Raw genomic sequence first — 23,797 nt, 5'->3', positions numbered from 1 at the left:
TTGCCAAATCTTAAAAACGAAACCATGCAGGCTTTATCTATTTTAAATACAAAAAAATTATCTCCAGAACAACTTTTCATGCTAAGTGTATTGTCTGTAAACGGAGGGAATTATTTATACAATCTTATTTTAGGTAGAGTATTGGGTCCGGCACAATTTGCAGATGCCGCAGTATTGATTACTTTTTTATTGGTATTATCGTTTGTGGCCATGACGTTTCAATTGGTGACTGCAAAATTTTCAGTGCTTTTTGAAAATAGCATGTTCAATAACTTCATTTCTAGAGTGTATAAAAATGCGTTATTGGTTGGCGTGAGTTTTGGAGTTTTAATCATTGTATTCTCTAATCAACTGCAACAGATTTTTAATACCTCCTCGTCAAGTATGTTTGTGGTTTTTGGTATTGGGGTGCCTCTATACTTTTTAATGAGTGTGAACAGAGGCGTTTTTCAAGGAAAAAAGGAATTTAAGCTACTTTCAATCACTTATCAAGGGGAAATGTTGAGCAGACTTTTGGTCACTTTAGGATTGATTTTCCTTTTCAATCTTCAATCTTCAATTGTTATTGCATTTGGAATTTTAATCTCCTTTGTATTTGGGTTGGTACCTTTTAAAACAGAACATATATCATTAAAAAGAACATTTATTGATGCAAATCAAACTAAGAATATTAGAAACTTTTTTATTCTCACGTCTTTTTATGAGCTTACCCAAATCATTATTAATAATAGTGACATCTTATTGGTAAAACATTATTTTGAATCGTACGAAGCTGGTTTATATGCCTCTCTAGCTTTAATTGGACGCATCGTTTATTTTATCGCTTGGATGTTTGTCATGCTGTTATTACCAACAGTCGTTAAGCTGAAAAAAGAAGGCAAAGACACAACATCTATTTTATTTAAATATGTGGGTTACATAGCTATAATAGCTATTACAATCGTGATGGGATGTGCTATAGCCCCCAAATTAGCCATTACCCTATTGTTTGGAGATAGCTATTTGGCTATGGCACCATTATTATGGAAATATGCTTTAGCGACTGGTATGTTTGCAGTGTCTAACATTTTCGCTTATTACTATTTGTCTTTAGATAAGTACGTTCCAGTGATTATTTCGGGTGTATTCGGCATGTTACAAATGCTTTTAGTTGTATTCTTTCACCAAAGTTTGGAACAAGTGGTGCACATGCAGATCATCGCCATGATCTCACTACTCGTCATTCAAATGATTTTCTTCAAAATACAATCCAATAAAAGCGTACAAACAAGTTAATCTAAAGGAATTTACCATTCATCTACACAAAAAAGTACCCTAACTAAAGTTGACCTTAAATTAAAGTTATAAAGCCCAAATTTGTAATGTAAATAAGTCATAAACATTAAAACCTAATCGTCATGAAACTAGCAATCGTCACAGCATATCCACCAAGCAAAGTCACTTTAAACGAATATGCGTATCATTTAGTGAAACACTTCAGACAAAAAGAAACTATCAATGAATTAGTATTATTAACAGATACTACAGAAGGAGAAAAAGATATCACATTCAAAGAAGATGGTTGTATAATAACCGTAAAAGAATGTTGGACATTTAATAGTTACGCCAACATAATATATGTTACTAGAGCCATTAACCAAGTAAAACCCGACGCTGTGTTATTCAATCTACAGTTCATGAAGTTTGGTGATAAAAAAATTGCTGCGGCGTTAGGCTTGATGTTGCCATTGGTTTGCAAGCTGAAAAATATACCTAATATTGTTTTACTACATAACATTTTAGAAGAAGTAGATTTAGGAAGTGCCGGATTTACATCCAATAAATTAATGCAAAAACTTTATGGTTTTATAGGTACTACCTTGACTAAATTAATTTTACAAGCAGATACCGTTGCCGTAACCATTGAAAAATATGTAGATGTTTTAGAAACTAAATACAGAGCAAAAAACATAAAGTTAATCCCTCACGGCACTTTTGAAATACCAAAAGAACCAGATTATAAAGTACCTACTGAACCCATGCAAATTATGGCTTTTGGAAAGTTTGGAACTTATAAAAAAGTAGAAGGTATGATTGAAGCGGTAGAGATGGTTAGAAAGTCTACCGGATTGAATTTAGAAGTAGTGATTGCCGGAACCGACAACCCAAATGTATTAGGTTATTTAGCAAAAGTTGAAGCAGATTATAAACATGTACCGCAAGTACGTTTTACAGGCTACGTGGAAGAACATGAAGTGCCTACCCTATTTAATGAAAGCGCCGTGGTGGTTTTCCCATACACATCAACTACAGGAAGTTCTGGCGTATTGCATCAGGCAGGAAGTTATGGTAAAGCCGTGGTAATGCCAGATTTGGGAGATTTAGCACATTTAGTTAAAGATGAAGGATATCAAGGTGAATTTTTCGAACCAACTTCAGTGGAAAGTTTAGCAAAAGCCATTGAAAACATCATCACAAACGAAGCGTACAGAATAGAATTGGGGAAAGCTAATTATAAAGCGGCTACGGCATTGCCAATGAGTGAAATTACTGATATGTACTTAGATACTTTTTATAACATTATTGTTGAAAAATCCAATTTAAGTCAGGTACTAATAAAAGAAGCTATTCTTTAGAAATATACTTATAAGCGGGCTTAGTCTCTCCTTTTTGGTTGATAAAACCAAAATGTTCTTGAGCCCGTTTTCTCCAAGGAAGTCTACCTACGACTTCCTTTGGTATTTTAGTAAAATCGTATAAGGTCCAAGACATAAATTGCAAGTTGTTATGTGCAATGATATCTTGGGCTTTTTTGTGGTAATTGGCTTGATCTTCCTCTGAACTTCCAAAAGGTTTCCATATCCCTTTATAAGAAGACATTCCGAATTCTTGCATCACTAAAGGCTTGCTGGGAATGTCTTTTTTTAATGTTTTAATCACGGTATCTAAATCGTCTAATTTTTCATAATAATGAAAAGAAACAAAGTCTACCTTATCTTTTAAAATAGTAGCACTTTGTGCATTAGACCATCCAATGGTTACAGGATGGTTGGCATCAACCGATGTGACTAAAGTTATCATGTTGTCCAGCCAAGCTGTCACCAAATTTTCGCCCCTAGAATCAAAATCTAAATTGGGTTCGTTTTTAATATCCCACGCCAATAAGGCTTTATGGTTTTTTAATGAGGACACTATTATTTCTGCATGGCGTTGATTGAGTGTCCAATTTAAAACCGAATAATCCCCATAAAAATCAAAAAGTGTCACCATGACTTTTAATTGATTTTTTTTAGCTATATCCAATACTTGCTTCAGTTTTTGAAGTTTTTCAGGGTTTACATTGGCTTTCCCAAAATCATCATAAGGAACAAAAATACGGATGCTATTCAATCCAGATTCTTTTATCAGTTTAAAATCTTTGGATAGAATTTCGGTATCAAACTCATTACCAAACATATCCCAAGGCGTCGCTTGAGGATAATAGTTAATGCCTTTTATATTGGTTATTACATTTTTTTCAAGCACTACCGGATTTTTATAATCGCCACTCTGTTCCTTAACCATGTGCCTAATACGCCAAAAACCATCTTCTAAGAGTAAAATGATTTTATAAGTAGATGTTTCGGTAGTTTCTAAAATGAGTGTTTTATTGTCATAAACACGTTTGTATTCAACAACATTGGTGTCGGTCATTACGACTAATTGCCCATCTTCACTAAAAAAATCTAATGTAAGATGATGCTCTAATGTCGTGCCTTCAACCGAAATATTATTCTTAGAATTCGCTTCAACAAAATCGGTAATATTTTTTCTGGCATTCTCTGTAAAATAATCATCAATACCTTCGGTGGTATTGGTTTTATAAGCAATCTGTTTGACGTACCAAGCATCTAAATAATCATTTTCAATGGCGTTTAATGTTTGCTCATCCATGAGCCTGCCTTCATTATTTAAAACGTCCCATTTTAATCTTGGCAGGTATTGATCTATTTTTTTTATTTCAGTATGCAACATGGTGCTTCGGTCTGCACCAGTATTTAAATACGTGTATAGACTACTCAGTCCAAATAAAACAAAGGCTATAATGGCGATATAAGAAAGTACTAAAATACTTCGTAATATGTTCTTATTAATGTGCATCATAGTTTTATTTTCGAATATGTTTTTTCAATTCCAGCCACTTTAATTTTAAAGCTATAGGTGCTATTCGGAAGGTCATTAGTATTTAATTTGAAAGTTGCAAAACCTCCATAGGAGCTTTTATAAAGTGTTTTCAACTCTTTATTGTTTTCATAAACAGAAATGGATATTTCCAAACCATCTGGAATCATTTGATTCATAAAGCTTTTTAAAGGACCAACCGTTATTTTTCTGTTATCTTCAGAAAACGCTACTTCAAAATCTGAAATAACCTTTTTATAGACCAAGCTTATTTCATTACTTTCTGCCATGCCTTCCACAAAGGCTTTTACTCTCCAATAATCTTCGTGATCTGGATGAATCATTTTAGCCGTTGCAATGCCGTTAATCGTTGTCCCTGATGTTTTTAAAATATTATGGGAAGCGTTGGCTATAAAAAATTCCACATAAGTACCATCGCTTACTATATTGCCATAGCGATCTTTTATAATAGACGTTGAAAAGGTAGTTATTTGATTTCCGTCGGCATAATGATGATTTTGTTGATATGATATGGTAAAATTGGTTGGAATCGCTGGCATGACATTCACTGTATATTCTTTGGAATCAGTGTCTAAACATTCAGATGCTATTAATATGCGACCTGTTTTGTTCTCTGAATATATGTTCTTATAGCTAATTCTGTTTTTCATTAATACGATATCTTCACTTTGATTTTCCAAAAACTGATGCTTCACAGTGACTTTTGTACTATCAGGTAACGGATTATCATAACTATCGGTGGGTATAACCACGAGCATCGCATAATCGGTACCTCCTACTTCTATACTTGGCGGTCCTAAATAAGTCTCCATAGTGGCAACTTCTAGTTTTGGATGTATAAATATTTCTCCTGAAAGAACAGCCGCATTGTTCAATAACTTCCAATAAATCACTCCTGTTTTTTTACTTATTGCGTTAGGAATTTTATAATTTAAAATACCTGATTTCAAAGTTGGTTTTATAATGCTAGAACCATAGCTATTACTGATGTAAAGATTTGGTTTCTCCTCATTATTGCTTGAAAATTGCAGCTCCATATCTTTGCCTGCCTCAAATTGAGTTTCTTTAGTAATGAAAATAAATTCATTAGTGCCCTCATCAATAAAAATCATTGATAATAATCCTAAAAAAAGCAAATATGTAAACTTTAATTTCATTAATTAGGGTTTCCTATATAAGTATTTATTTCAATTTTTATAAAACTGAAATTAGGATTATTGATGGGTTGTAAAACAGGGTGTGTTTGATTTATGATTCTATTTGGTACTATTTTATCTGAAATAGGTGCATTTGGCAAGCCATTGACAAAACAATTTTTCATATCGTCATTTATCACTAAAATAGTATCGTCCTTTAAAACTGGATATTCAAAAGATTGTTGGCGTTGTTGCCTAATGCCTTCAGGTATGAATTGATGGTCGACCCAAAGCATGGTTTTGTTTTTATCATAATACGTAACTATTAGCTGAGAAATGGTAATTTCTTCCAATCCGGAATTGAATAATTTTCCTTTAATCATATCTTTAGAAATCTCTAAGTGACTTAATGTGGCTCCTTTATATAAATCAGAACCCGATACATTTCCCGCCACTTGCAAATTAAACTTAGTGGGTTGCTCCTCAAATTCTACTGGAGTAAATTCATCGGGATTGAATGTTTTCGGGATAGAATCTTGGGTCTTAGACCAAGCAATGCCTTCAAAATTGATTTTAAACGAACTGACTTCTTTAGGCATTAACTTGTGTTTTACATGATATTTGGCATTATAAGTGGCCAATTCTTTATTATCATCATTATATAATGTGCCTTTTAAAACCACATCGGCAGGTACATTATCGATGTTTTGCACTTCGCCTATTAAAGCATAACTATCATTATATCTTACCAATTTAGCAGATAGAATCTCTAAAACAGGTTGCTTTAAAATATCCTCATGGTGCGTTTGCTCCGTCGTGATGCGGCGTCGCCCTTGATTAAAATATTTTGTAACATTATCTGAATACAATTGATCTGGTGGTAAGTCCAAATCAATAGCATCTGGTTGAATGTACCATTTACCATTCCATTTTAATAATGATTTGTAATCCGTTTTGCTTATTTTTTCTAAAGGTGTTATCCAATTAGTATGTACTTTGACCGTTGCTAAACTGTCTGATTGGGATATGACAATAATTTCAATGGCATCTAATTTTGCATAAGAACTCAGTAAGCCATCTGTTACCGAAATTTCTAGCATATATTGGGAGATGGACAAATTACTTTTTGGGTTTATCAAACTATGAGCCGTTTCAAATCGTTTAAAATCTAAAGCATCATAATACGCCATAACCGCATTTTCTGGGGAATGATGAGATTCATTTTTTATATAGAAAAGATAAATACCGTAACCCATAATAACAGCCAAAACAACAGTCCATATATGTGTTATTTTTAAAACAGGTTTGGGAAATTGTACATAGCTACTTTTAAAATTAAAAAATTCCGGCTCTTTTTTAGATTTAGATTTCAAAGCAATGACCCATAGCATTTGAACATTTAAAATAAAGGCAATTAAAACCGTTAAAAAAGGCATGATGCCCCATACTATTTTTTGCCATGTGGCCACATCGTCTTTGGGCAAAATAGAAGAAACAGGTGGCACGTTTAGTTTTTCCCAAACCTGAATACCATTTTCCAACTGCCTTAATCGTTGCCAACCACAGAAATATAAAATCGGATCGTAAAATTTATCGTTGGAGAAAATGTATTTGAAATTATATTTTTCTGGGGTTGTTAAAAATTGCTGTAAAGAACCTATACCTTCCACGCCTTTAAACTTCGAATTTTCTAAACGCTCAATAGGCCGTGTAGTCAATTCAGGAAGTCTTCTTGCTGAATGATAGTTACCATCCACACTCATAGCGTTTGTTTGTGCCGATAGCCATGCCATTTGGTCTCCAAAACCTAAAGTCATATACCGCCAATGGTCATGCTGATCTTGGTTTAAAAAATTAATAATCGGCAACATGTTTATTTGTTGTGGCTGCGAGGGTCTGAAATAGCCCAAACTCATAGTAAAAATCGTCATGAATAAAAACAATCCTGCGAGTATCCCTCCTATTAAACGGTGATAAATAGCGCCGAATTTATCTTGAATGAGCGTTTTTAAATCACCTTCTACAAACCGATACGCGAACTCTCCCAAAAGTGGCAAAGACATGATAGAAGCCCATAGCGTAAAACGATCCAATGTTAATATGTTAAAGGCATTTTCACCCAGAAACAATCTTGGTATGGGTGTGGTACCACCCGTTCCTAAAACCGTTAAAATAGTGATTGAAAATCCGAAAAACAAATAACGCTTGCTATAATATCTATAAAAAATATAAGGCAAAAGTATGAGTAAAATGCCCCAAGGGATTAAGAAAAAAACCAAACCAGAAGAGGTTACTTCCATAAAATTATCGCGGGAACCATGCGGAATGGGCACTTGGGTAATAGGATTATTTTTGGAGTTAATCCAATATGGTAAAATACAGACTACTATAATGCCCAAAGCACCAATTCCAAACGTAACAATACGCTTAAAGAGTTTAAAAAAACTGTTTAAAAACACCCTAATAGTTATCGCTTTATTAGAATCTACCTGCTCTCTAGAAACATCCATCAACACCATTCCGATTAAAGGAAAAATAAAAAACACCATTCCGAAGATGGGAGTGACATGATGTGAGGTTACAGTCACTGAAATTAATGACAGTGAGGTAAAAAGAAATTTAAGTCTACCTGTTTTTAACCATAAATATATTTCGGGTAGCGAATGCATCAATACAGAAATCCCAATAATACTAGGCAGCTGACCAAAAACATGTAAGGTTTCAACAAATGAGGATGAAAAAACGGCCAAAAGCGACGCATAGCCTGCTACCGTTCTATTCGCTGTTATAAGAAGAGCAAATCTATAAACGCCCGTAATAAAAAGTATAATACTAATTAATGCCACAGTAAATAACCCAAACTTTAGGCCTCCAACAAAAGAAAACGCCGCCATGGCTTGATGGACTAAAGGTGGGTAACTCATTACGGTAAAACCAGTATACCATTTATAATTCCATGGTTCAAACCAACTATTTGCATAATGATCTGCAAAAAACAAATGTATTAAGGCATCATAGGTCGTTTCTAAAGTAAAAAATATAGATGTACCATGAAATGCTATACCAATAAGTAAAGCGACCATTAAATATTTATTTGTTTTTTCTTTCATTTAATAATGAACGGCAATAGCTACATGTAAATATAAATAATTTAATTACTGTATCTTATTTAATTATCTACACAAAAATACCACTCGTCTAAACAAACCTATTGTTTTAACTAAGGATCGTTTTAAACATGTATTGTCTAATTACTTTTGTCCTGTAAATAATCACAAAAACTTAAATTATGAAGGTATTAGCCATAGATGATCAACAGTTAGTATTGTTACCATTACAAAAAAGATTAGTAGCATTGGGTTATGACGTTAAGATAGAAACAGATGCCACTAAAGGAATCGAATTATTTAATTCCTTTAATCCCGATTTAATAATTGTAGACATTAATATGCCTGGTATTTCAGGTTTAGACATTGTAAAGCATGTAAGAACTTCAAATAAGCCAACAACGCCCATCATGGTTTTGTCCGGCAATACAAATGACGCTATCATCACTGAAGGTTTCGATTTAGGCATTAATGATTATATGAAAAAGCCATTAAGCCTTAATGAAATTTGTGCACGAGTTAAAAGACTCATAGGCATTCCAACAAATGTTGATTTGGTAAATCCTTCAAACAACATAATTATTGAGCAACGTTGTGTCGGAGTCGTTATCCCATGTTACAATGAAGAAGAAAGACTTTTAAGTACGGAATTTACAGATTTTATAGAGAAACATTCTGGTTATCATCTATGTTTTGTCAATGATGGTAGCAAAGACAATACGCTTGAAGTTTTAAACAATTTAAGAAAAGGACGAGAAAACTTCATTACCGTTTACGATTGTGAAAAAAATGGTGGAAAAGCTGAGGCTGTAAGATTAGGAATGTTACATATGGCCAAACATGAAGACTTAGATTACATTGGTTTTTTAGATGCCGATTTATCTACAGATTTAGCCGACTTTGATGATTTAGTAACCACCATTGAAACCTCTAATTTTAAAATAGTGAGTGGTTCTAGAATTAGTAGAATGGGTGCCAATATAACAAAAGAGTCCGCAAGAAAAATTATTAGCTTAACTATCAATTTTATCATTAGAAAGATTTTAGGAATGGAATTTAAAGACACGCAATGTGGTGCCAAGATTTTCCATAAAGATGTTATCGAATTGTCGTTTGGTGAAAAATTTGTTACGAAATGGATTTTTGATGTAGAAATATTTAAAAGAATGGCTTTTTATTATACCACTGAGAAAGCGAAAAAATTAATATGCGAACAACCTTTAAAAAGATGGATACATGCGGATGGCTCAAAATTGTCCATGAAAGATTCTTTTAAGATTGTGGGGCAATTATTCCAAATAGCTTGGGTTTATAGACATAGGAAAACTGCAAATAATCAAGAATTTATAGAAGCACAGTTTGTCTTAAATCAAAAAGCGGCTTAACATTCTCAGACAATCCAAATCATCGAATTAACTCTTGGAATCATACTGATATTTTATAATAATAAATATAGAACTAAATCAAAGATGTGTTTTCAAACTTAACTATATCGGTCCAAACATACATCCTGTGCTTATAACAATGGAGGTTTCGACAAAACCTTAGAAGTTTTAAAATCCTTCAAGGAAGGTTTCAAAGCAAATTAGCTGTTGTTAATATTAAGAAAACTAAGGCGGGATTTAGCTATAAAAGCAGAAGCTAAATATTTATCAAGTCCTGAGGATATGAAACATATTGGATATCTCAATTTACATTCATTTTGAATTTCTATACAATAGCTAACTTTTTAGAAACCCTAAAATAAAAATTAATCAAGGTACAAGTCTTGTTCCAATTTTAAGTCTTGGCAGCATTAAAAAAGGCTACTGTTTACCTCCTCTAAATAATTGTTAAGGATTCTTGTGTTTTGGTTAGTACCTCTAGACCTTCCCTTATGGGCATTCCAATCGGAAATGGGTACTTTTCGTTTTAAACTAATGGTTGCCCTTTTACCATTGACCGTGATTCGCGCATAAATAGAGGCTTGGTTTTCTTTAACTCTGGAAAAATCTGCCCAGAACAGAATACTGAATGTTGTTGTCGTTTTCATGATTTCATCATTAAGTTAATAATTGTTCTATTACCAGATGAAAGTCAAATCACTTTAAAGATACATTTAATATCACGACAAATTACTCGATTTTAACAATTCGGTCAACACTTTTTAAAAAATTAATTTGTTATCCGATTTGTTGACCTTTTTAACAGTAAGTATTCTTTGTATTCTTATGATATTCTTAAAAATGCAAAAACCTGTAAATCATACGATTAACAGGTTTTTGATATTGATTGATATACTATTTTGTCGGGGTGGCAGGTAGCCGTTTCCTAACATATATTTTTAATATTCAAATAGTTACATGTTCATTTACTTCTTAATAACAGAATAGGCAACTTATTTGTTAAGAACTTTTGTTTTGATTTGCCCTTATTTTAAGAACGGTGCAAATATAATTTAGTATTATTTATAAAACAAGATAAATTAATATGAATTTGATTAAAATAATTAGTATTTTTTTAATAGTAACCCAACAATGTAAATACCAAAATTATATTGTATAAAAAATATGGTTTTATAAAACGAAAGATTTTAAGATGGACTAAGATTTAAAAATATTGCCCTATCCATTGACATGTTGGGATTCCATTAACAGAGGTTATAGACACTTTATCAGGAAATGATGCTATGTCATTTGATTTTTTTTTATGAATATGTTCAATCCTATATTCAACAAAATTAAAACCTGATTTTAGGTTTAAATTATAGGTATAGGTAATTTTCGCATTACCTTCATCGAGTATACGTACTTGGGTACAATTGGTATTATATTGAAAATCTGAAGCTACATAAACAAGTTTATAGTAGGAACCTAAAATAGGACTCGCATAAAACGGATCGTCAATCCAAGGAATTAAGTCTTCATCTGAAACAGCATAAATATCGCCTACAAAACGATTTTCTTTGGTCCAAAGTGATATGATGCCTGACTCATGCGATAAGACATTATCTTTTTCCTCAATAATAGCTAAATCTTTATCACATAGCGAAGATATACCGTCTCGTATTTTTGATGATTCTTGTGATGTATTTTTAAGTGCTATAGGAAAATCAAAATTGATATCTCCCGATTTAGCCATAGTTCCAATTTTTATAGGCTTTTTCATTCCTAGAGGAATTACCATAATGGCAACTTCCAATTCCCCAAATTCGTAATTTTCTAGTTTTGGTTTAGAGTTTGTATAGTTAATCTTTTGTTTTACATTTACTTTTCCTTCCTCTTTTTTTGCTTTTTTTCGAGCTTCTTCTTGGTCATTTATTTGTTGTAGCTCTTTAAACATAGCCGTATTCATAATGCTATCTTGCATTTTTTTTGCTTTTTCTATTATTTTTTGCTGTTCTGCTGTTTGTGAAAAGCTCACAAATCCTAAAAAAAATATAAGTATTAGAGAAAGTATTTGGAATGGTTTCATAATTTTAGTTTTTGTTTTCAAAGCTTCTAAGCGTTGGGTTAATGTGTCTATAAGTTATTGTTGTTTGAGAAAAGCTTAACTAGATTACCTATGCCTGTTTTTGAGTGTAATGTTATTTTCATAATTATCATTTTTAGCTAAATAATTGAAATAGTTTTTCTGTAATTTCTGTAAAAAGTTCTTGATCAAAAAAAGCGATGTATCCAAATAAAAAAAATATAACTGTTAGTAAAATAGATACTAGCACCCCATCTTTTCTTCCAGGTTCTATTACTGACGTGCTGTGTTTATTCGGATTATAATAAACCTCAACTTCTTGACCTTCAGAATACTTTTTTTCAAATTCTCTTGCGCTTTTTCTTTCATAGTGATTTGAATTTGTAAAAAAGATCCTTTTATTTTTATATTCTTTTCCTTGTATTTGGTAACAGTACTCCAAAAACATTTCTCTTGAACTTACATAATTATAGACGGTTACAATATTTCCTTTTACTTTGGGCCATAATTTAGATTTATTGGCCAAAGACAATATATAGAGCGTATTAAATAATAATGGCAACATGACCACCATTAAAATGAGTCCTGCTATTTGCATATGGGTGAATCCAAAAATTAAAAGCTCCATCTATTAATATTATTTTTTCCAACTAAAAGGATTTGTATCTATTCCCATCATACCTATAAGGGCATCTAATCCACCAGTGATGGCGCCAGCATCTCCTCCTAATCCAAATGCAATAGTCTTATAAACATTATATGCCAATTCCATTAAGGCAACCCTAATTTTATAGTCCATACCAGATGCGTCCATTACAACGATTGTTTCACAAACTATAGCATATAATTTTGTTAATGTCACTCCATAGACCGCAACAATAGCTAGGGCAGTAGCCCCAACGGAATTAAGTGCACCACTTTTTTGTATAATGGATATATAGATGGACATAACTGCCATTATTCTTGATAATTGTTCAATGACATCCTCGTTAGATCCACCACCAGTGCCATCTTTTAAAACACCGTATAATTCCCCTTGTTTGTTAATTTGCCAAAAAGCTTTACTAACGCCTGATGAATCAAATAGTTTATAATTACCATCTCCTCGGTATATGCGTTCATACCAAAAGTAGTGGTCTAATTGATTACGATCTTCACTGGCAAACCAATTATCAACAATAGCCTTTGTTCTTTCAATAAGCACTTTATCTTTTAGATCGCTAAGCGTGCTACTATTAAAAAGATAGGCTTCACGAATGGCTAGTTGTGCTGTTTTTTTAAGGTTGATTTTAAAAGCATTCTCATTACCGCTAGTGAAACTTACATAATTGGAAGTAGGCAAAAAATCGAAAGATTGTTTGACTTTTTTGTCCTCAATATGAAGTTGCTGCTTACAAACGCCAACTCGTATTCCTGATGCAAATGTGAAGGTGCTATTGGTAATACCATCATCAATAGGTGCCATTAATGGGACTATATTTGGATGATATTGAAACCCTCCTTTTTCAAATTCAGATTTTGCTTTCGTAATATCATCCTCTAAAAGCGCTTCTCCCCAATCGCGTGTAGATAATTTATACTTTAATAGATCTACTAGCGAGGTTGCCATCGTTGGCCCTTCACCTTCAAAATAAAAAGTTGTACCTCCAAGTACGAGACTTTTAACATCTAAAAAATGGATATTAGTAGGTTTTTGATTGTTTTGAGTGAGGGGGTCCCAACCTGCCAATACACGTTTTATATGTGAATTCCCGACTTTTAAATCAAGATACATTCCTATTATTCCTTGATTCACACTCTCTACATCTGCATTTTCGAGAAATTCATAATTACATTTTGCTTCGAGCCTTGTATCATCCATTTGCAAAACAGTTTCATGCATCTTCTCATCGCTAGCATAAAATGTAAAAGTATATGGCGGAACGTCCATGGCATTAACAAAAGCCACTAACTTATCTAGGGCAGATTTCTGGTCTGTAGCATTAAAGACTTTTCCATTAGTAATGTCTGCCATTTTTTTAAACGTCTCTTTTTTAAATATGGATGTACTTTTATTAACATTCAAAATAATGGCTGGCGGTCCACTTTTATAGATTTCTAGATCTTTTTCGTTAAAAGCATCTTCATTATCACCATCAGTTGCAAAAACAATAAGGTCATAATTGGTTTTAGATGCTTTGAGTAACCAAGTAAATAATTCGGATTTTGTACTCCATTTATCAACAATTGCAGCAGGAAATTTTGATTGAATATTCTCTTTAAGGGTTGCTACGAAAACATCCATTTTTTCACCAAAAAATTCTTTAGGCATACTAAATGAAGCATCGTATAGCATGAGGATTTTAGGCGTTGGCCTGTTAGATTCCATTAAAACTTGAATGGGCTGGTTATTATCTATAAACTTGAAATCACTAGCCTGCAAGCCTTCCACGATTTTACCTGAAATATCTGTGGGTCTCACTTCCATTTTTACCAATGGTTTATTTACAGGAATAACTTTTAATGCTACTTGATTTATGGTTTTAACAAGCTGAGAGTTTGAAGTATTTATAAGAATGGGAGATTCTTCATTATCTGGAAGTATTATTTTTTCGCCTTCCAACGTAAAAGGATCTGCAATAAATGAATGCTGTTGCATGGTTTCAAGTGTTGCATCAAAATTTTGGTAAGCGAGTGATGGCGTGAAGATGCGTAAATTACCGATTGGTGTTACAGCACTTTGCTCTAAACTTAAACCATTGAGGCAAGCAAAATGGATTTGACTTCCTATTAATTCTCTTGATTTCCAAGTTCCAGAAATCATATCGATTTCTTTTTCAGGGTGTATAGCTTCTCTATAAGAAATTTTTATTTCTACGGTTTCCTCGTTTAGTTTAACTGGATTCGCTTCTGAAATAGGCCCTTTGTTTTTTAATTCACCAAACGGAATGCTTGCATCAAATAAATGTGCATATTTTGTAACACCGTCTATTTGAAACTCTACGGTTGGTGTACGGTAATTATCCCATCTAAAATCAAAGTTAGATCTGTTTAAATTCTCTTTATCAGGAATAAAACCCCATAATTTTTCTGCTAATGCATTTGTTTTTTTAAAATCTGGATCTATAACGGGAATTTTATAATCAATGTCATCCTCAATTTGTAATTCTCTTTTCCATTGATTCCATTGCTTTTTGGAAACCTCAACATTAAATTTTCGTTGAATGGGACGAAGAAAGAACGGCATAGCTTCTTTTGGCGTAATCGTTGTTCGTTCAAAAACTACTTTAGAAGTAATCCCAGCGTCCGTAAACATTTGATTTAGCAATTCAGCCTTTTCTCTTGGTGTTGCTAGTCCATAGCGCAGTGCTCCCTTAATACCCCATTTAAATTGTGTGCCAATATACCCAATGGTATTATTATTTGCTGGCATCAAATAAATCTCATCCCTCACAAAATTAAACATGGCTTCGGGATTTTTAGACGCTACTAATGATTTCATGCGACCTTCTAAATAATCAGGGCAAGTTTGTAGAGCCATGAGCATTTCTTCCCAAACCTTATAAGGCACTTTTCCAGAACCTACAAACATGTTTTCATCAGACTGACATCCTAAAAATGATAGAGGAAGGTTTGCTGCCATATAACACAAGGCTATTTGCTGCATAAACTCCCTTCGAGAATTAGAACTTGTTGTATGCGGTTGCTTTTTGGTTGGTTGCATTTATAAAGCGTTTATTTGAAATTTTTCAAAGCATTCAAATCAAAAGCCTCCCAAAGCTCATCAGGATTCATAGTTTTACCGCTTAGATTAACATACCATCTGTTATTATGCAGAAAAACAATATCACTTTGGTTTCTGTTGGCCCTATAAGTGTTTATCGTTTTAATAGCATCCCGTTTTTGATTACTGTATTTGATATCGTCAACATCATGCTTTTTAATATTGTAAGCAGTGCCAAACATAGTTGCCATACCAGAATTTTTACCTGCGCAATCATGTATTGCAAGTGTTATTTTTCCATTTCCATACTCAGCATAACCTTGTTGGTTTATTATCTCTACCTCATCATCCAATGCTAAGCCTCTTATTGATTTTGGAAATACTTCTTTAAATTCGGCTTCAGTTAATAGTGTTGTTTTAGATAACAGCTCTTTTAAATCTTTAGAATCAATGGACAACTCCTTTTCGTGTTCTTCAACTTGGGTGTTGTTACCCGCAGAACTATCGGTTTTTTTTGAATCATTTCCGCAAGACACGCTGAATACGACTAAAATTAATATTAGAATAATACGCTTCATGATTTTACTGATTATATATTTTTTAACCACTCTATGTATTTTTTACCTAAAATGGGTACTGGCTTTTCTTTTTCATTCATAGCATTTATTAATCCCACGATCCACATATAGAGCAATACAAAAAAACCAAAGAAGTCTATAATCCACCCTAATATTGGAACCATTCCAATAATTCCTAATGATAACCCTGTTAGTGCTAGCCCGAGAGATTGTTTTATATGATAGCTAGCAAAGGTGTTTTTCTTATCGTTGTTCATTACAAAGGCAATAATTAAACCTATAATGGTTATGTAAGAAATTATAGCTATCATTTTACCGTCTTTTATAATAGCTTCGTTAGATACTTTTACCGTGTTGTTTTCTGTTGTTTCCATAGTTGTTTTTAATTATTAATTCATGTTATTCGTTCTAAAATCATAAACATTAAAATTGTCTAGTACAATTTTTCCTTCCATTGGAAATAATTCTTTCTTAAGCGTTGAGCCAGAAGAAAAACCATTGCCACTAAATGTGACAACCAGTTTATTTTCAGATAATTCTTCTAAAGAAACCGTTCCAGTATAAAGTACTTTTGAATCGCCTTGCATAGGTTGCTCACTAGGAATAACAACTTCTAGCCTGCTTTGGGTTTTTACCTTATATGCTTCTTCTATTTCTAATGCTGAGGTTTGCTGAGATATCGTAATTGGTATATGCTTTAGTAAATCTGGTGCATACATATTGACCAATACAGATTTTTTGTTTACATCATTAATTCTAAACTGAATGCCATTGTCTAGAAAGGTTACGTCGGTGGTTAATTTTTGGTCAAAGGTGTTCATATTGAATGGTTGACCATCAATTTGTGCTTCTACCATTCCTGTTATTATTTTCCTTTCTTGCTCTTTTTTAACAGGTGTTGGCAAAACACTGGTTTTAACATCTTGATTTTCATTCTTTTTGGTTTCATTTTTACATGATACTATAAGAATTATAAACAAAACAAAGCTGATTATTTTTTTCATCATCTTTTAATTCTTAAAGTTTTTCAATAGATTTATATCAAATACATTCCAAAGTTCATCAGGACTCATGCCTTCTCCTTTCAACACAAAGTACCATCTATTATGGTAAACAAAACTGATTTCACTACTTTTACTATGTTTTCTATAGTTGTTAATGGTTTTAATACCATGACGTTCTTTGTTCTCGTGTGTAGCATATTCATCTTCCAATAGTTTTATGTCGTAAGCCATATAAAGGGTTTCTTGCAATCCTTTATGTTTTTCTGAACAGTCGGTTATTACTAGCTCAATTTTATCGTCTCCGTATGTTCCCACTGCCATTTGGTTTTCACTGAAAAACTTATCATCCAACGGTAATCCGTTTATTGAATTAGGGAATGCTTCTTTAAATTGGGCTTTGGTATAAGGTGTGTTTTTTGAATCTTGTTGTACAATGTTTTGAGTATCTTGTTGCGAGTCGTTTTGTGATTTTGTTTCCTGTTTACAGGCTATAAAACAAGAAATGATGGCTATGGTAATGATTCTTTTCATTTGTTAAAATTTATTTGTTCTCTAATTTTTAAAACTTGTTAAAGAGTACATTTTGTATAGTATTCTTTCTATTTAACAACGACCCATTGAACATCGTCAGGAAGACTGTCTATACTTATTATTTCGGTTTTAGAGGGTATTATTTTTCCGTTTGTGTCTGTAAAGACTTCGGTAATATCGTATTTGATAATGTTCCATCCTTTTTGTAATTTTAAATTTAAGATGGTTACATTATTATAATTTTCATCATCATTACCTGTATATGTTGGCATGGTGCATTCTGCCTTGGCGGATGCTTCTTCTTCCAAAAAAAACCATTGTAAATAATAGCCTTTGGCGCTATTTTTTTCTCCATAAGAGTACAGCCAATTGGCAATGTCTGGATTGCTTACGGCAAACATTACAGATTCATCCCACTCCTCATCTTTTACTGTAACTTGTAGTTCTGGAATTCCTGCAACTTGAACTTCACCATTATCATATTCAACATATAAACCTGAACATTCAAAAGTTGTAGCTACGGTTTTGAATTCAATTTCCCAACCCTCTGGCTCTTTTGTGTTTTCAGCCTTTTCTTTAATAGTTGCCAAATAATTCTCATTTAAAGGAATCTTAAAATGACCTTCTTGATCTATAGTTCCAATTTCAATCGTTCCTTTTGAAATCATATCGTAGGACACAAGAGAACCTCCATCTGCAGTGTAATTTGAAATTGTTCCTTCAATAAACTCTTGTGCGTGAACCGAAAAGACCAATAAGATGCTTGCAACAACTATTATAGAATTGTGTATTCGTGTTTTCATTTGATTTAGTTTAGTTTATTGAGTTTCTGTAAATCTTCTTTTTTTATATATTTCCACAATAAATCTGGATGTTCTGAACCTTCAATAACCAACTTAAAGCGGTTATTATAAGTAAACTCTATATTATAGCGATTGATTTTTGGTTGAAGGAATGCAATGGTTTTATGCCCATCACGTTCCTTTTTTATGTATTCAGTTCCCTCAGGACCTTTTAATTCTGAATTATAAGACAATTCAAAATTTTTTATAACAGCACTGTTTTTAATACCATCTGCAAGTGAATAATTAAATGTGTTACTAAAATCACCATAACTTGCTGTTGCCAAAGCTTCTGAAGCCAATACAAAAATATTGTAACGTTTGTGCGATCCTAAATACTCTGGAAAGAAATTGTTGAATTGTGTTTTTGTTAAAAGCTGATCTTTGTTTAAATTATCAGCTTTTTGTTTGTCCAGTTCTACTTGTTGATTTTTATTAGATGTATCCTTCGCTTTGGTTTGAACCTCATTTTTACATGAAAGAATCATGGTAAAAACACTAAAAAATATTATGGTTAATTTTTTCATGGTATAATTTTAATTACATGAATTTATAATCGGACTTCTTTATGTCTTTTGAAATTTTTTCAAGACCAACACATTCCATTTTAGCATCCAGCTTTTTGTTTTTTAATCCTTTCATATCCATAGAAATCATGAGTATTTTATCTTTTGGATCAAAATAATCTTTGAGTTGAACAGGAATTTTTGTTTGCTGATTTTTGTAAATATCATCAAAGCTCACTTCCGCTTCATTGGTAAAATACATAACCATTTCATACTCATCATTAGTAGCTTTAACACCTTTGCAATGATAACCGTTAATGGTTTTATCTGGCAATTGCGTAAAATTGAAACTGGCAGATGTATCTTTAGCCTCTTCTAAATCTAAATCGTCTGGCATTTTATTTACCATAGCCATATTATTACCTTGAGTTTGCATAAATATGGTGGTTACTTTATTTTTATTATCCATAACAGTAAACATGTTTTCCATAGTAGCCGAGGTAAAACCAAAATAGGCAGCTCCGGGTTTTAAATAATAATCAAATACCATATCACCTTCTTTGCTGGTCATTTTCAATGAATATTTCCAAGAAAAATCATAAGAACTTGCAATTAAATTTGGATCTGCCTTTTCCTTTCCGCCACCAAAGGGATTCATATTAAAAGCCTTATCCATAGACTTCGATGTTTTTTCTGCTGCTTTATTGGCAGTTTTTTCAACAATGGTATTTTCAACTTTTTGTTCTACTCTTTTTTGAAGTTTTTTTAGGAATTGAGCTTCGACTGTTTGAATAAGTGCAAAACAAACAACCAGTGACATAAGTATTTTATTCGTTTTCATTGTAATGATTTTACAGAATTAATGAGAACAAACCTATCCATTGAAATCGTTAAAAAAAAGCGACATTTAGAATCTGGCTAGTTTAAATTAGAATTTGGAAAAGAAGTGTAAATTGCTGAATCCTAAACGAAAACAGCTGAATTCTAAAATGAGAGATGTACTTAAAGATTAGATGTGTAACTTAGCTTAATGATGAAAAACTGGGAATTGTATCTGTAAATTAGTTTTATAAATGAAGAAAATAATATTCATTCTATATTTTTTAATATTGAAAACAGGCTTGCTATCGGCTCAGATAGTAGCAGATTCTATTGTGTCATACTTGCCATTAGTTAACCAAACAGAAGTGATGGCACTATCTACAGGCAATGAAGTTTCTTTTGAGGACATACAAAAAAATAAAAATTGGAAGCCTTATGATTCTACCTACACAACCACTCCCAAGATAGCGATTTGGCTAAAATTCAAGATTAAAAATAAATCTAAACACACCCTCAAAGTATATGTTTTAAACGACGACAATTACATAACTATTTATATGCAAAATGGTACAGTATTTAAAGAATCTAAAAACGGATATCTGGCTTCATTAAGTGAACGAGCCAACAAAAACGAGTCTTACTTTACCGAAATTACGCTATCTCCATTTCATGAATCTTTATGTTTTATAAAATTAAGTAGCGAATATCAATTAGTTAACCCAAACTATCCTGTAATTTACTCCCGACTCAACTATTTAAATGCTACTTACATTAATACAAAATGGGAGGCGAAATCAATTGGGTTTATTTATTTTTATTTGGTTTCACTGTTTAGCATTTTTGTTTTTGCTTGGGCTTTTTGGTTACGATTGCGTCAAAAATTATATTTCTATTATTTAGGGTATCTCTTTTTTCAAATTGTTTTTGGTCTTACGGTTCTTGCGACTACCACAGCTACTGTTGGTAATATTTTTCTTTACTTTCCTCATATATCGCTCATGTTGTCAGAACCCGTTCAATTTGTGTTTATTGGTTTCTATATCTTTTTTATTTTAAATTTGCTGGAAATTCAAAAGTATGATAAAACCCTTTCTAAAGTGCTTTACTTTTTTGGAATGTTCTGTTTTTTTTATGCCATATCTCGCTTAATTTTTAATTATTATTGGAGAGATTTAGAATTAGGGAATGCCATTTTTACCACTGTGCGGTTAATCGTATTACCGCTTAATTTTGTATTGATTTTTTGGATAATATATAAAGTAAAGCATCCGCTAATCAAATATTTTATTGTAGGTAATTCGTTCTTTTTTATAGGTTCTATTCTATCATCTTATGTAGCTTATTCAAATCTTTTTCTCAAGGAAGGCAGCATTTTTAATTTCCCGCATTCTCCTAACATAATTTTTCAGGCAAGCTTATTAATTGAGGTTTTATGTTTTTCTATTGCTATTGGCGAGAATATTTTTTTATTGCAAAAAGAAAAAGCACAGACCAGTAAAAAACTCATAGCACAATTACAAAAAAACCAAGTTTTACAAGAAAATATGCACCTAGAACTGGACAAAAAAATAAACGAAAAAACCGAAGAGTTGTTGCAACTGTATTCTCAAATGGAAAAACAGAAAGAAAAAGAAATAAAAAATTCATTTTCTCAAAGACTTAAGGAAATGGAGATGTTGGCTTTGCGTTCCCAGATGAATCCTCACTTTGTTTTTAACAGCCTAAACTCCTTAAAAAATTTGATTATGAATTCTTATGTTGATGATGCTGTGACCTATCTAGACAATTTTTCAATTCTACTCCGAGGAATTTTACAAAATAGTAGTAAAAATGTTATTACGGTAGAGGAAGAACTGGAAATATTAGAACTTTATTTATCTTTAGAAAGAAACCGTATAGGAGAGAGTTTTAATTATAGTATTATATTATCTTCAAAAGAAGAACTCTCTCAATATACCATTCCTCCTCTTTTACTTCAACCCTTCGTAGAAAATGCCATTTGGCATGGTCTTAACCCAAGTAGAAAACCAGAAAAAAAATTAAATATTATTTTTGATACCACCCAAAATTTAAAAATAACGATAGAAGATAATGGTATTGGACGACAAGCAAGTGAAAATATAGAAAAACTTCATAAATCTATGGGTACTAGCATTACCAAAGAAAGATTATCATTATACAATCATATTAACGACTCTAAAATGCATCTAAATATTATAGACCTTGAAGAAAACGGTATTCCGCAAGGAACCAAAATCATTTTAACATATAATTACTAATCCATGGCAAACATTATTATTATCGATGACGAAATGCACTGCTCTAATGTATTGGACAGCCTTATAAAAAAAGTTCATTCTGACTATATCGTTACTGGTATTTTTACAGACCCAATACAAGGTTTAGAATATATAAAAAATAACCCGCCAGATTTATTGTTTTTAGATATTGAGATGCCAAACCTGAACGGTTTTTCTTTGTTAGATAAAATTTTACCAGTAGATTTTGATATTATTTTCACAACAGCTTATGACCAATATGCCATTCGTGCCTTTCAGTACTGTGCAATCAACTATTTATTGAAACCCATTACCGAAAAAAATATAGTAAGAGCTCTTTCTGGTTGGGAGAAAAGAAGAAAAAAAACCAGTAATGAGCAATGGCAATTGTTACAAAAAAATCTATACAGTTCTACAAAAGAACGTTCTAAAATTGCACTTCCAACTGGTGCGGGCTATAGTATTGTTGAAATTAAAAATATTGTTCGTTGCCAGTCAGATAACAACTATACCAATTTCTTTTTAAAAGATGAAAATAAAATTCTTATAAGCCGTACCTTAAAAGAAATAGACGAAATCCTTGTTGAACATGGTTTTTTAAGAATACATCAATCGCATTTAATCAATCCTCAATTTGTAAAGGGAATATTAAGACAAGATGGTGGTAGTTTAATCATGTATGATAACGCAGAAATACCTGTATCGAGACAAAAAAGAACACAAATCAACGAAATTTTACGATCAATGCTTAGGTTTAAGTAGCAGCTTCCTATCCAATAAAATTATATTATCTTTTTTGGATTCTTCAATTATAAATACTCAAAATGTTTATTCGATTCATAAACATCCAAAGTTTAAATTATTTTAGTTGCGATAATAAAATATGTATATAGCATAATTGCTATTGGACTACTATTCCTTCTTATAGATTTTACATTACTACTGTCATTATTTTTAACTTTTAAAATTTGTAAATTATAAGTTTTTCATTAGAAAAAAAGCAGCTGATTTTAAAAACAAAAGGGCAATACGCTAAAGCACATTACATTATTCTATACATTTATAACATGTTGTATTTCAGTTTATTATAAATATTTTGTTACATAAAAAAGGTTCCATAATTATGTTGACACCCTTAAAAACGCCTATAAAAACTAGGGTATAAAACGGAAAACAGTTGTGATTTTCAATCAAAAAATGGTTTTTATTATATTTATTACGAATTCAAAGCCCCCAACATCTATCGAGCTAATACTATGCAATGTTTTTGGGAGATCTAAATGCTTTTTACTGTAAAAAAAAGTCTATGTATAGGGCTTACGAGACTTTTTACTGTAAAAAGGAGATATGCGGCATTTGGCAAACACTACAACAGTTCAATATCCACTAAATCATACCAAAAGCCAGGGGTTTGCCGCAAATAAATGCGATTTTAATGGGGTTTCAAGAGGTTTTGCCGCAAATCTGAAATAAATAGAACTATCTGAAATTGGTAAATGACTGTTTTTAAGCGGAATATGAACCAGTAACATCGCGTAGCGTGTTACCCTCTTGCTTTAAAACTCGATAGGCAGAGCCTATCAAATTTTATAAACAACTATTTACCAAATCGAAAGTGATTTCATTAAAACAAGTTAATCTTTAATTTGTTTTAAACAATACCGTTTCAGACCAATCA

19 protein-coding genes are annotated in these 23,797 nt (G+C 32.1%); 5 read left to right on the top strand and 14 right to left on the bottom strand.

Features of this window, described 5'->3' with window-relative positions; genetic code table 11:
- Nucleotides 1–24 precede the first annotated feature (24 nt).
- Together DKT72_RS17105 and DKT72_RS17100 are read left to right on the top strand one after the other, a co-directional pair.
- Nucleotides 25–1,275: an oligosaccharide flippase family protein gene (locus DKT72_RS17105; protein ID WP_111309970.1), complete on the top strand. Its 1,251-nt coding sequence runs from the start codon at nucleotides 25–27 to the stop codon at nucleotides 1,273–1,275.
- Between the two features lie 122 nt (nucleotides 1,276–1,397).
- A complete protein-coding gene (locus DKT72_RS17100; RefSeq protein ID WP_111309969.1) occupies nucleotides 1,398–2,615 on the top strand; it encodes a glycosyltransferase in 1,218 nt (405 codons plus the stop codon).
- Here DKT72_RS17100 and DKT72_RS17095 read toward each other — a convergent pair.
- Genes DKT72_RS17095 through DKT72_RS17085 form a run of 3 tightly spaced genes read right to left on the bottom strand, consistent with a single transcriptional unit; the run spans nucleotide 2,605 to nucleotide 8,407 of the window.
- A complete protein-coding gene (locus DKT72_RS17095; protein WP_111309968.1) occupies nucleotides 2,605–4,122 on the bottom strand; it encodes a cellulase family glycosylhydrolase in 1,518 nt (505 codons plus the stop codon). The genes DKT72_RS17100 and DKT72_RS17095 overlap by 11 nt on opposite strands.
- Complete coding sequence (locus DKT72_RS17090) at nucleotides 4,119–5,318, bottom strand: hypothetical protein (RefSeq protein ID WP_111309967.1); 1,200 nt, start codon at nucleotides 5,316–5,318, stop codon at nucleotides 4,119–4,121. Before DKT72_RS17090 ends, DKT72_RS17095 begins: the two co-directional genes overlap by 4 nt.
- Nucleotides 5,318–8,407 (bottom strand): putative glycosyltransferase family protein, encoded by a 3,090-nt coding sequence (locus tag DKT72_RS17085; protein WP_111309966.1) that lies wholly within the window; start codon nucleotides 8,405–8,407, stop codon nucleotides 5,318–5,320. Before DKT72_RS17085 ends, DKT72_RS17090 begins: the two co-directional genes overlap by 1 nt.
- A gap of 179 nt (nucleotides 8,408–8,586) precedes the next feature.
- On the opposite strand from DKT72_RS17085, the gene DKT72_RS17080 reads away from it, so the two are divergent.
- Nucleotides 8,587–9,789 carry a response regulator gene (locus DKT72_RS17080; protein ID WP_111309965.1) on the top strand — a complete coding sequence of 401 codons (1,203 nt, stop codon included), beginning with the start codon at nucleotides 8,587–8,589 and terminating at the stop codon, nucleotides 9,787–9,789.
- Between the two features lie 410 nt (nucleotides 9,790–10,199).
- On the opposite strand, the gene DKT72_RS17075 is transcribed toward DKT72_RS17080, so the two are convergent.
- From DKT72_RS17075 to DKT72_RS17025, 11 genes are all read right to left on the bottom strand, one after another.
- On the bottom strand, nucleotides 10,200–10,436 hold the full coding sequence (locus DKT72_RS17075) for an Arm DNA-binding domain-containing protein (RefSeq protein ID WP_111309964.1): 237 nt from the start codon (nucleotides 10,434–10,436) through the stop codon (nucleotides 10,200–10,202).
- Nucleotides 10,437–10,993: 557 nt separating this feature from the next.
- Nucleotides 10,994–11,857, bottom strand: coding sequence for a hypothetical protein (locus DKT72_RS17070; RefSeq protein WP_111309963.1), 864 nt, complete (start codon nucleotides 11,855–11,857; stop codon nucleotides 10,994–10,996).
- A gap of 133 nt (nucleotides 11,858–11,990) precedes the next feature.
- Complete coding sequence (locus DKT72_RS17065; RefSeq protein WP_111309962.1) at nucleotides 11,991–12,482, bottom strand: DUF3592 domain-containing protein; 492 nt, start codon at nucleotides 12,480–12,482, stop codon at nucleotides 11,991–11,993.
- A 9-nt stretch (nucleotides 12,483–12,491) separates the two neighbouring features.
- Nucleotides 12,492–15,557, bottom strand: coding sequence for a hypothetical protein (locus tag DKT72_RS17060; RefSeq protein WP_111309961.1), 3,066 nt, complete (start codon nucleotides 15,555–15,557; stop codon nucleotides 12,492–12,494).
- A gap of 11 nt (nucleotides 15,558–15,568) precedes the next feature.
- Nucleotides 15,569–16,135 carry a hypothetical protein gene (locus DKT72_RS17055; RefSeq protein ID WP_162623355.1) on the bottom strand — a complete coding sequence of 189 codons (567 nt, stop codon included), beginning with the start codon at nucleotides 16,133–16,135 and terminating at the stop codon, nucleotides 15,569–15,571.
- A gap of 11 nt (nucleotides 16,136–16,146) precedes the next feature.
- A complete protein-coding gene (locus DKT72_RS17050; RefSeq protein ID WP_111309959.1) occupies nucleotides 16,147–16,509 on the bottom strand; it encodes a DUF4870 domain-containing protein in 363 nt (120 codons plus the stop codon).
- A gap of 15 nt (nucleotides 16,510–16,524) precedes the next feature.
- Nucleotides 16,525–17,142 (bottom strand): hypothetical protein, encoded by a 618-nt coding sequence (locus DKT72_RS17045; protein ID WP_111309958.1) that lies wholly within the window; start codon nucleotides 17,140–17,142, stop codon nucleotides 16,525–16,527.
- A 3-nt stretch (nucleotides 17,143–17,145) separates the two neighbouring features.
- Nucleotides 17,146–17,670: a hypothetical protein gene (locus tag DKT72_RS17040; RefSeq protein WP_111309957.1), complete on the bottom strand. Its 525-nt coding sequence runs from the start codon at nucleotides 17,668–17,670 to the stop codon at nucleotides 17,146–17,148.
- 68 nt (nucleotides 17,671–17,738) lie between these two features.
- Nucleotides 17,739–18,473, bottom strand: a complete 735-nt coding sequence (locus tag DKT72_RS17035; protein WP_111309956.1) for a hypothetical protein — start codon at nucleotides 18,471–18,473, stop codon at nucleotides 17,739–17,741.
- 5 nt (nucleotides 18,474–18,478) lie between these two features.
- Entirely contained in the window at nucleotides 18,479–19,039 is a 561-nt protein-coding gene (locus tag DKT72_RS17030) for a hypothetical protein (protein WP_111309955.1), read from the bottom strand.
- A gap of 13 nt (nucleotides 19,040–19,052) precedes the next feature.
- Nucleotides 19,053–19,859 carry a DUF4412 domain-containing protein gene (locus DKT72_RS17025; protein WP_111309954.1) on the bottom strand — a complete coding sequence of 269 codons (807 nt, stop codon included), beginning with the start codon at nucleotides 19,857–19,859 and terminating at the stop codon, nucleotides 19,053–19,055.
- A 232-nt stretch (nucleotides 19,860–20,091) separates the two neighbouring features.
- On the opposite strand from DKT72_RS17025, the gene DKT72_RS17020 reads away from it, so the two are divergent.
- Together DKT72_RS17020 and DKT72_RS17015 are read left to right on the top strand one after the other, a co-directional pair.
- Nucleotides 20,092–22,119, top strand: a complete 2,028-nt coding sequence (locus DKT72_RS17020) for a histidine kinase (RefSeq protein ID WP_111309953.1) — start codon at nucleotides 20,092–20,094, stop codon at nucleotides 22,117–22,119.
- A gap of 3 nt (nucleotides 22,120–22,122) precedes the next feature.
- Complete coding sequence (locus tag DKT72_RS17015) at nucleotides 22,123–22,881, top strand: LytR/AlgR family response regulator transcription factor (RefSeq protein ID WP_111309952.1); 759 nt, start codon at nucleotides 22,123–22,125, stop codon at nucleotides 22,879–22,881.
- The last annotated feature ends 916 nt before the right edge of the window (nucleotides 22,882–23,797 follow it).

Origin of the sequence: Confluentibacter sediminis, from assembly GCF_003258355.1 — a bacterium.
Classification (GTDB): domain Bacteria; phylum Bacteroidota; class Bacteroidia; order Flavobacteriales; family Flavobacteriaceae; genus Confluentibacter; species Confluentibacter sediminis.
This window is presented reverse-complemented; position numbering and strand designations above follow the sequence as displayed.

Bases quoted from the DNA above. Each gene is read 5' to 3' on its own strand.
- DKT72_RS17085 (WP_111309966.1), bottom strand. From the start codon at position 8,407: ATGAAAGAAAAAACAAATAAATATTTAATGGTCGCTTTACTTATTGGT.
- DKT72_RS17070 (WP_111309963.1), bottom strand. From the start codon at position 11,857: ATGAAACCATTCCAAATACTTTCTCTAATACTTATATTTTTTTTAGGA.
- DKT72_RS17030 (WP_111309955.1), bottom strand. From the start codon at position 19,039: ATGAAAAAATTAACCATAATATTTTTTAGTGTTTTTACCATGATTCTT.
- DKT72_RS17015 (WP_111309952.1), top strand. From the start codon at position 22,123: ATGGCAAACATTATTATTATCGATGACGAAATGCACTGCTCTAATGTA.
- DKT72_RS17060 (WP_111309961.1), bottom strand. From the start codon at position 15,557: ATGCAACCAACCAAAAAGCAACCGCATACAACAAGTTCTAATTCTCGA.
- DKT72_RS17055 (WP_162623355.1), bottom strand. From the start codon at position 16,135: ATGAAGCGTATTATTCTAATATTAATTTTAGTCGTATTCAGCGTGTCT.
- DKT72_RS17025 (WP_111309954.1), bottom strand. From the start codon at position 19,859: ATGAAAACGAATAAAATACTTATGTCACTGGTTGTTTGTTTTGCACTT.
- DKT72_RS17035 (WP_111309956.1), bottom strand. From the start codon at position 18,473: ATGAAAACACGAATACACAATTCTATAATAGTTGTTGCAAGCATCTTA.
- DKT72_RS17090 (WP_111309967.1), bottom strand. From the start codon at position 5,318: ATGAAATTAAAGTTTACATATTTGCTTTTTTTAGGATTATTATCAATG.
- DKT72_RS17040 (WP_111309957.1), bottom strand. From the start codon at position 17,670: ATGAAAAGAATCATTACCATAGCCATCATTTCTTGTTTTATAGCCTGT.
- DKT72_RS17045 (WP_111309958.1), bottom strand. From the start codon at position 17,142: ATGATGAAAAAAATAATCAGCTTTGTTTTGTTTATAATTCTTATAGTA.
- DKT72_RS17065 (WP_111309962.1), bottom strand. From the start codon at position 12,482: ATGGAGCTTTTAATTTTTGGATTCACCCATATGCAAATAGCAGGACTC.
- DKT72_RS17100 (WP_111309969.1), top strand. From the start codon at position 1,398: ATGAAACTAGCAATCGTCACAGCATATCCACCAAGCAAAGTCACTTTA.
- DKT72_RS17020 (WP_111309953.1), top strand. From the start codon at position 20,092: ATGAAGAAAATAATATTCATTCTATATTTTTTAATATTGAAAACAGGC.
- DKT72_RS17105 (WP_111309970.1), top strand. From the start codon at position 25: ATGCAGGCTTTATCTATTTTAAATACAAAAAAATTATCTCCAGAACAA.
- DKT72_RS17095 (WP_111309968.1), bottom strand. From the start codon at position 4,122: ATGATGCACATTAATAAGAACATATTACGAAGTATTTTAGTACTTTCT.
- DKT72_RS17080 (WP_111309965.1), top strand. From the start codon at position 8,587: ATGAAGGTATTAGCCATAGATGATCAACAGTTAGTATTGTTACCATTA.
- DKT72_RS17075 (WP_111309964.1), bottom strand. From the start codon at position 10,436: ATGAAAACGACAACAACATTCAGTATTCTGTTCTGGGCAGATTTTTCC.
- DKT72_RS17050 (WP_111309959.1), bottom strand. From the start codon at position 16,509: ATGGAAACAACAGAAAACAACACGGTAAAAGTATCTAACGAAGCTATT.